This is a genomic window from Streptomyces sp. FH025 (genome assembly GCF_017427025.1).
Lineage (GTDB): Bacteria > Actinomycetota > Actinomycetes > Streptomycetales > Streptomycetaceae > Kitasatospora.
Genome location: NZ_JAFLNG010000375.1, coordinates 1 through 7,603, shown reverse-complemented (window position 1 = coordinate 7,603; position 7,603 = coordinate 1). Strand labels below are relative to the sequence as shown.

7 protein-coding genes and 1 pseudogene are annotated in these 7,603 nt (G+C 72.2%); 5 read left to right on the top strand and 3 right to left on the bottom strand.

All coding sequences use genetic code 11. The features are described from left to right. Positions 1-727 (bottom strand): annotated as a pseudogene (locus tag J0670_RS24075) (hypothetical protein); the annotation flags it as partial. 256 nt (positions 728-983) lie between these two features. On the opposite strand from J0670_RS24075, the gene J0670_RS24070 reads away from it, so the two are divergent. Continuing rightward, positions 984-1,988: a hypothetical protein gene (locus J0670_RS24070; protein WP_207813739.1), complete on the top strand. Its 1,005-nt coding sequence runs from the start codon at positions 984-986 to the stop codon at positions 1,986-1,988. A gap of 78 nt (positions 1,989-2,066) precedes the next feature. On the opposite strand, the gene J0670_RS24065 is transcribed toward J0670_RS24070, so the two are convergent. Continuing rightward, positions 2,067-2,657 (bottom strand): isochorismatase family protein, encoded by a 591-nt coding sequence (locus tag J0670_RS24065; protein WP_207813738.1) that lies wholly within the window; start codon positions 2,655-2,657, stop codon positions 2,067-2,069. Between the two features lie 187 nt (positions 2,658-2,844). Beyond that, entirely contained in the window at positions 2,845-4,161 is a 1,317-nt protein-coding gene (locus tag J0670_RS24060) for a nicotinate phosphoribosyltransferase (RefSeq protein WP_207813737.1), read from the bottom strand. Positions 4,162-4,301: 140 nt separating this feature from the next. Here J0670_RS24060 and clpS point away from each other — a divergent pair, with 140 nt between their 5' ends. From clpS to J0670_RS24040, 4 genes are all read left to right on the top strand, one after another. Continuing rightward, a complete protein-coding gene (clpS, locus tag J0670_RS24055; protein ID WP_207813736.1) occupies positions 4,302-4,595 on the top strand; it encodes an ATP-dependent Clp protease adapter ClpS in 294 nt (97 codons plus the stop codon). Positions 4,596-4,687: 92 nt separating this feature from the next. Next, positions 4,688-5,260 carry a DUF2017 domain-containing protein gene (locus J0670_RS24050; RefSeq protein ID WP_207813735.1) on the top strand — a complete coding sequence of 191 codons (573 nt, stop codon included), beginning with the start codon at positions 4,688-4,690 and terminating at the stop codon, positions 5,258-5,260. Positions 5,261-5,480: 220 nt separating this feature from the next. Then, a complete protein-coding gene (locus J0670_RS24045; RefSeq protein WP_207813734.1) occupies positions 5,481-6,923 on the top strand; it encodes an amino acid permease in 1,443 nt (480 codons plus the stop codon). A 128-nt stretch (positions 6,924-7,051) separates the two neighbouring features. Beyond that, entirely contained in the window at positions 7,052-7,483 is a 432-nt protein-coding gene (locus J0670_RS24040; RefSeq protein WP_207813733.1) for a Mov34/MPN/PAD-1 family protein, read from the top strand. Positions 7,484-7,603: the final 120 nt, after the last annotated feature.

Genomic DNA, 7,603 nt, shown 5'->3' with positions numbered 1-7,603 from the left:
CGGGGCAGGGCGTGGCCTTCGAGCGAGTCGGCGTCGTGCCGGCCTCCATCGAGCAGAACCGGTCGTCGGGGGCGTCGCCCCGTTCGACCTGGGCGGGGAAGGACTCCACGGCACGGCGCCGGGCCAGCTGGGCCGCCGCGGCCGCAGCCGCCGCAGCAGCCGTGGCGGCCCCTGTGGCGGCCTCCTCGCGCTCGCACCGATGGGCACCGGACGCTGCGGCGCCGAGCGGTCCGGCGCCGAGCGGTCCGGCGCCGAGCGGTGCGGAGCCGAGCGGTGCGGAGCCGAGCGGTCCGGAGCCGTGCGGTGCGCCGCTGTGCGACCCGGCACCGTGCGGTGCGGCGCCGTGCGACCCAGGGGCGTGCGACCCGGCCGTGTGCGCCCCCGGCGCCCGCCGACGGCGGCCGAGTGCCGCTCGGGCGGCGTGCTCCTCGGCCGCCTGTCTAGCGGCCAGGTAGGCCTGCACGGCGGCCATGCCGTACACCGGCTGGATGAGCTGGTGCCCCTTGAAGAACGGTCTGGCGGGCGCGAACCCGGCGGCGACCACCAGGTCGCGGATCTCTGCTATCTCGGCCTCGCTGCGGGCGGTGAAGCGGACCTCCCAGCCCTTCTTGTACGTATGGCCCTTCTCACCGGTGCGGCGGGCCGGGTCCGGCCGGCGGACGTATCCGGGCAGACGGCCGAGGCGGAGCTGGGCCGCGCGGAGGCCGGCGGTCTCGTCACGTGACATGACGTAAGCCTAGGCAATCCCGGAGGCGGGATTGACGCCCCGGGGGTCCCTCGCCGTATGCCCTTGATCACTCTGGGTCAGGCGACCAGGTCGTCGATCGATTTCGATCAAATCCGATAGCCATATGAACGTCATTTACGCCAAATGAGTGAGGGTATGAGGACTTTAGTGCAGGCTGATCCCGGTTTCGCGACGGTTGAGTAACAGTGCGTCAGGCTGCCGCTCGCGGGTCGCGGCGGTTGGGGATGGTGTCGGCATGAGCTACCGGATTCCCTCGCCGCCGCCGTCCCTCGATGAGCTGGCGAAGCGTCAGCAGAACGTCGTCACCGCGAGCCAGCTCCGCGCCCGGGGCGTGCCGGCCCGGATCATCACCGAACACTGCCGCCGGGGCGGCCCCTGGCAGCGGCTGCTGCCCCGCGTCTACCTGTTGCAGTCCGGCGAGCCCACCCCGGAGCAGCGGATGTGGGCCGCACTGCTGTACGCGGCGCAGAGCGGCCGGGAGGAGGGGCGCCGCGCGGGCGCGGTGATCACCGGTGCGGCCGCGCTCGCGCTGTACGGCTTCACCGCCGTACCCCGGCTGCCCGCGGTGACCGGGGTGGACGTCCTGGTGCCCAGGCAGCGCCGGCTCAAGGACGCCGGGGAGGTGCGGATCCGCCGCACCGAACGGGAGTTGGAGGCCTGCTCGGTGCACGGCCTGGCCTGCGCGCCGGTCGCCCGGGCGGTCGCGGACGCGCTGTGCGAGTGGACGGCGGACCAGGAGGCCCCGGCGCCGGTGCGCGAGGTGCTGCGGGAGGCCGTCTCCCGGTCGGAGAACCGCTGCACCGTCCGGGAGTTGTCCGTCGAGCTGGTCGAGTCCGGGCTGACCGGTGAGCCCCGGGTGCGCGCCGCGCTGGACGAACTGCTCGCGGCAGAGCGGGACATGACCCTGGACCAGGTCGGCCGGCTGGTGGACGAGTGGCTGCTGCCCGCCCCGCTGAACGCCCCCGAGCTGCGGATGCGCGGCGGCACGTACATCGCCGTCCCGGACCTCTACTGGCCCGAGCGCGGCGTCGCGGTGGAGGTGGACCCGGACCTGCGCTGCGTCAGCGAGGGCGAGGCCGCCTGGGTGCGCGGCGGCCAGCACCGGATGGAGTACCTGGGCATCCGCGTGGTGTACGTCTCCGGCACCCGGCTGGCCGCGGACCCGGAGGCGGTCGGCGCGGAGCTGCGCGAGGCCTACCGGGCCGGCGGGACGGACGTGGTGGAGCTGCTGGTGGTCTGAGGGGCGGAGCACATCGCGGATACATCGCGGATACACCGCGGAGCGCGCCTGAGGCACCGGCCCGCCCGAGCGCCGGTGTTACGAACGCACCACCGGCGTGCCGACCAGCTCGACCCCGGCCGCCCGCAGCTCCTCCAGCGCGGCGGCGGTGGTCTCCGGCGCCACCCCGACGGTGAGGTCGAGCAGCACCCGGGTGGTGAAGCCGGCCCGCGCGGCGTCCAGGGCGGTGGCCCGGACACAGTGGTCGGTGGCGATGCCGACCACGTCGACCTCGTCGACCTGCCGCTCGCGCAGCCACTCCACCGGGCCGCGGCCGTTCTCGTCCAGCCCCTCGAAGCCGCTGTACGCCGCCGAGTGGGCGCCCTTGTCGAACACCGCCTCGACCGCGCCGGAGATCACCGCGGGCGCGAAGTTGGGGTGGAAGCCCACGCCCTCGGTTCCGGCCACGCAGTGCGCCGGCCAGCTGTCGACGTAGTCGGGCTCGGCGGAGAAGTGCGGGCCCGGGTCTATGTGGTGGTCGCGGGTGGCGAGGATGTGCCGGTAGCCGGGGGAGGACTCGGCGATCAGGTCGGTGATGGCGGCGGCCACTTCGGCGCCCCCGGCGACGGCCAGGCTGCCGCCCTCGCAGAAGTCGTTCTGCACGTCGACGACGATCAGTGCCCGGTGCATGGCTCGCATTCCTCGGCTGTGGGGGGCGGTGCGCCCCGGTGGTGGGGCCCGGGCCCCTGGAACTGGGGGAGACCCGGGCCCCTGGGATCGGGGGAGCCCCGGGCCCCTGGGACCGGAGGAGCGGGGAACTCCACGGTCGACTCTAGGGAGTGGCGCGCGGAGGCGGAAGGCCCCCGCCCGGCCGGGGTCAGAGGATCAGCTCGGTGGGGATGACCGGATCCCCCTTGGAGAGCTGGGTGGCCGACAGCGGCAGCGCGGCCCGGGCGCGGACGTGCCGCTCGCGGGCGGCGCTCAGCGGCTCCCGGCCGACGGTCTCGCCGGCCCGCACCAGCGGCACCTGCATCAGGTGCGGCTCCAGCTCGGCCGGGACCGGCCCGGTGCCGACCACCTCGGCCTCGGCCACGCCCTCGGCGTCGGGCCGGCGGGCCGCCCACTTGCGGCCGCCGATGCTGGTCTTGCCGCCGGCCGCGCGCTTGGCCACCGGCACCAGCGGCCCGCCGTCCTGCTCGGCGCGGGCGACCAGCTTGTAGACCATCGCGCAGGTCGGGTGGCCGCTGCCGGTGACCAGGCTGGTGCCGACGCCGTAGCCGTTCACCGGGGCGGCGGCCAGCGCGGCGATCGCGTACTCGTCGAGGTCCGAGGTGACGATGATCCGGGTCCGCTCGGCGCCGAGCTCGTCCAGTTGGCGGCGGACCCGGTGGGCCAGCAGGGTGAGGTCGCCGGAGTCGATCCGGACGGCGCCCAGCTCGGGGCCGGCCACCTCGACGGCGGTCCGCACCGCCTCGCGCAGGTCGAAGGTGTCGACCAGCAGGGTGGTGCCCTTGCCCATGGAGGCGATCTGGGCCCGGAAGGCGTCCCGCTCGCTGTCGTGGACCAGGGTGAAGGCGTGCGCGGCGGTGCCGGTGGTCGGGATGCCGTGGGTGAAGCCGGCTTCGAGGTCGGAGGTGGCGGCGAAGCCGGCCACGTAGGCGGCCCGGGCGGCGGACACGGCGGCCTGCTCGTGGGCCCGGCGGGCGCCCATCTCGATCACCGGGCGGCCGCCGGCCGCGGCGGTCATCCGGGAGGCGGCGGCCGCGATCGCCGAGTCGTGGTTGAGGATCGACAGGATCACCGTCTCCAGGATCACCGCCTCGGCGAAGCTGCCCTCGACGGTGAGCAGCGGCGAGCCGGGGAAGTAGACCTCGCCCTCGGGGTAGCCGTGGATGTCGCCGGAGAAGCGGTAGTCGGCGAGGAAGCGCAGGGTGTCGTCCTCGACCACGCCCTGGTCGGCCAGCCAGTCCAGCTGGGCGCCGGTGAAGCGGAAGTTCTCGATGGCGTCCAGCACCCGGCCGGTGCCGGCCATGACGCCGTAGCGGCGGCCGCCCGGCAGGCGGCGGGTGAACACCTCGAAGACGGAGCGGCGGTGCGCGGCCCCGCTGCGCAGGGCGGCCTGCAGCATGGTGAGCTCGTAGCGGTCGGTGAGCAGCGCGGTCGAGCTGGCCGCGCGCACTGAAGTGGCGTCCATGCGGATGATGCTACTACCACTTAGCGTCAGAGTGACGATTTCTCGTGACGGGACCCGGGCCGGAATCGCCCGGGTGTCCCCCGGATGGCAGCATGGGCCTTGAGGGGTTACGGACGAGTGTGCAACGAGGAGGCCCGGCGGTGAGTGTCGCTCCCGTGGAGATCGAGCGCCCGGAGGTCGAGGGGCAACCGGTGGTCGAACCGGACACGCCCTGGGTGACCATCGTGCACAACGACCCGGTCAATCTCATGAGCTACGTCCAGTACGTCTTCCAGGCCTACTACGGATACCCGAAGGACAAGGCTCGGAAGCTCATGATGGACGTGCACACCAAGGGCCGGGCGGTGGTCGCCAGCGGCTCCCGCGAGGAGATGGAACGTGACGTGCAGGCGATGCACGGCTACGGCCTGTGGGCGACGCTGCAACACGACTGACCGTACGCCGAGCGCACACACGACCGACCGGGCGACCGGCCGCCGGGACGGCGGCGTGGCCGAACACGACGAAGACGGGCTGACCGATACAGATGGCTGGGTTGTTCGAGAGCACCGGCGGTGGCGGCGCGGCGATCGCGCTGGACGAGGTGGAGGCCTCCATCCTGCGCTCGCTGGAAGTGCAGATGCTGGAGCTGATCGGCCCCGGCCCGGGCGGGGAGGGCGGCGACCCGCTGGCCGCGCTGTTCGCCGAGGGCCCGACCGAGGCGCCCTCGGACCCGGTGCTGGCCCGGCTCTTCCCGGACGCCTACGGCGACCCGACCGCACCGGCGGACCCCGAGGCGGTGGCCGCCTCGGGCGAGTTCCGCCGCTACACCGAGCTCGACCTGCGGGCCCGCAAGCGGGAGGACGCGCTGGAGGTGATCCGCACCCTGGACGGTCTCGGCGGAGCCGGGGTGCTCAAGCTGGCCACGCCCGACTGCCTGCGCTGGCTGGGCGCGCTGAACGACCTGAGGCTGGCCCTCGCGGTTCGGCTGGAGGTCACCGAGGAGGACGAACAAGGCCTGTACGCGCTGCCGGACAGCGACCAGCGCAAGCCGCTGGTGATGGCCTATCTGTGGCTGGGAGCGCTTCAGGAATCGTTGCTGGAGGCGATCGCCGACTGATTTTGGAGGCTTTCCGTCCGCTTTCCCGGGCGATCCTGCCCGATCTCGGGCAAGCCCCGGCCGTTCTGTCCAGCATGTGGATGGTCGGTCGGGGTATTTTCGTATAAATCGGGCGAACCCTAGCAGGTCATGCTCAAATATCGCTCAGATGAACACCGCTATCCGGACTCTGCGTGGTACGACTTCACCCCACCCACGAGACCGACCCAGGACGGTGACCATGGCCGAGCAGCTCTACGACCAAGTGGTCGACAGCAAACCGGACGAGGAGGGCTACCAGCGGGGGCTGGGCAGCCGCCAGATCCAGATGATCGCGATCGGCGGCGCGATCGGGACGGGCCTGTTCCTCGGCGCCGGCACCGCGATATCCCGGTCCGGACCGAGCCTGCTGCTCTCCTACGCCGTGGCAGGCCTGGTGATCTTCGCGATCATGCGGGCCCTCGGTGAACTCCTCACCTACCGCCCGGTGTCCGGCAGCTTCGCCGAGTACGCCCGGGAGTTCCTCGGCCCCTTCGCCGGCTACGTCACCGGCTGGACCTACTGGCTGTTCTGGGTCGTCACCGGAATGGCCGAGACCACCGCGGCGGCCGTGTACGTCAGGTTCTGGGCGCCCAACATCCCCCAGTGGGCCAGCGCGCTGACCTTCCTGGTCATCCTCTACGCCGCGAACCTGATCTCGGTGAAGCTGTTCGGCGAGATCGAGTTCTGGTTCTCCATGGTCAAGGTCACCGCCATCATCGGCATGATCCTGATCGGCATCGGCGTGCTGACCCTCGGCTTCAGCAAGGCCGGTGACACCGCGTCGATCACCCACCTGTGGCAGGACGGCGGCTTCTTCCCCAAGGGCATCGGCGCCACCGTGATGACCCTGCAGATCGTCATGTTCGCCTACCTGGGCGTCGAACTCGTCGGCGTCACCGCGGGCGAGAGCGAGAACCCCGAGAAGACCCTGCCGCGCGCCATCAACACCCTGCCCTGGCGCATCATGCTGTTCTACATCGGCGCCCTGGCGATCATCCTCGCCCTCGTGCCCTGGACCGAATTCCAGCCCGGCGTCAGCCCGTTCGTCGCCGCCTTCGGCAAGATCGGCATCCCGGCGGCGGCCGGCATCATCAACTTCGTGGTGCTCACGGCCGCGCTCTCCTCCTGCAACTCCGGGATGTACTCCACCGGCCGCATGCTGCGCGACCTCGCCCTGCGAGGCCAGGCCCCCGTACGCCTCACCACCCTCAACACCCGCCGCACCCCGGCCGTCGCGATCACCTTCTCCAGCGTGCTGATGGGCGCCGGCGTGGTGCTCAACTACCTCGTCCCGGCGCGGGCGTTCGAGTACATCACCTCGGTCGCCACGGTCTGCGGCCTGTGGACCTGGGCGATGATCCTGGTCTCCCAGATCCGCTACCGCCGCGCCTGGAAGGCCGGCCACCTGCCGCCGCCCACCTTCAAGGCCCCCGGCGGCATCTGGATCAGCTGGGCCGCGCTCGCCTTCCTGGTCCTGGTCGTGGTGCTGATCGCCCTGGACACCACCAACCGGATCTCGCTCTACGTCTTCCCCGGCTGGGCCCTGCTGCTGGTGGTCGGCTACGTGGTGATCAGACGCCACAACCCGCAGGCCGTGCACGGCCGTCCGCACGACCACCTGCACGCCCGCGAGGGCGGCTGAACCGCGGCCCGGGCACGCCCCGGGCCGCACCCCGAGACCGGGTGGCGGACGCCCGGTGACCGGGCCTCGGACGCCCCGGCGGCCCACCGTCTGTTCTTGGGGCCGCCGGGGCATGGCATCCTGACCGCATGCTGACCATCACCCGAGAACTCCGCGACCGGATCGTGGCCCACGCCCGCGCCGACCACCCGGACGAGGCCTGCGGCGTGGTCGCCGGACCGGCCGGCAGCGGCCGCCCCGAGCGGTTCATCCCGATGCTCAACGCGGCCCGCTCGCCCACCTTCTACGAGTTCGACTCGGGCGACCTGCTCAAGCTCTACCGCGAGATGGACGACCGGGACGAGGAACCGGTCATCGTCTACCACTCGCACACCGCCACCGAGGCCTACCCCTCGCGCACCGACGTGAGCTACGCCTCCGAGCCGTTCGCCCACTACGTCCTGGTCTCCACCGCCGAGGGCAACGGCGAGGACGACCCCTACCAGTTCCGGTCGTTCCGCATCGTGGACGGCGAGATCACAGAGGAAGACGTCCAGGTCGTGGAGGCCCACCAGGCCTGACCGGCCCCCCACCCGGACGAGGCCCGCCGACCTTCAGCGAACGGTCGGCGGGCCCCTGTCGTCTCAGCATCGGGAACGAGAACATCCGGACCGCGAGACGGGCATGCCCAAGCGGGCCCG

Bases quoted from the DNA above. Each gene is read 5' to 3' on its own strand.
- J0670_RS24070 (WP_207813739.1), top strand. From the start codon at position 984: ATGAGCTACCGGATTCCCTCGCCGCCGCCGTCCCTCGATGAGCTGGCG.
- J0670_RS24065 (WP_207813738.1), bottom strand. From the start codon at position 2,657: ATGCACCGGGCACTGATCGTCGTCGACGTGCAGAACGACTTCTGCGAG.
- J0670_RS24060 (WP_207813737.1), bottom strand. From the start codon at position 4,161: ATGGACGCCACTTCAGTGCGCGCGGCCAGCTCGACCGCGCTGCTCACC.
- J0670_RS24050 (WP_207813735.1), top strand. From the start codon at position 4,688: ATGGCTGGGTTGTTCGAGAGCACCGGCGGTGGCGGCGCGGCGATCGCG.
- J0670_RS24045 (WP_207813734.1), top strand. From the start codon at position 5,481: ATGGCCGAGCAGCTCTACGACCAAGTGGTCGACAGCAAACCGGACGAG.
- J0670_RS24040 (WP_207813733.1), top strand. From the start codon at position 7,052: ATGCTGACCATCACCCGAGAACTCCGCGACCGGATCGTGGCCCACGCC.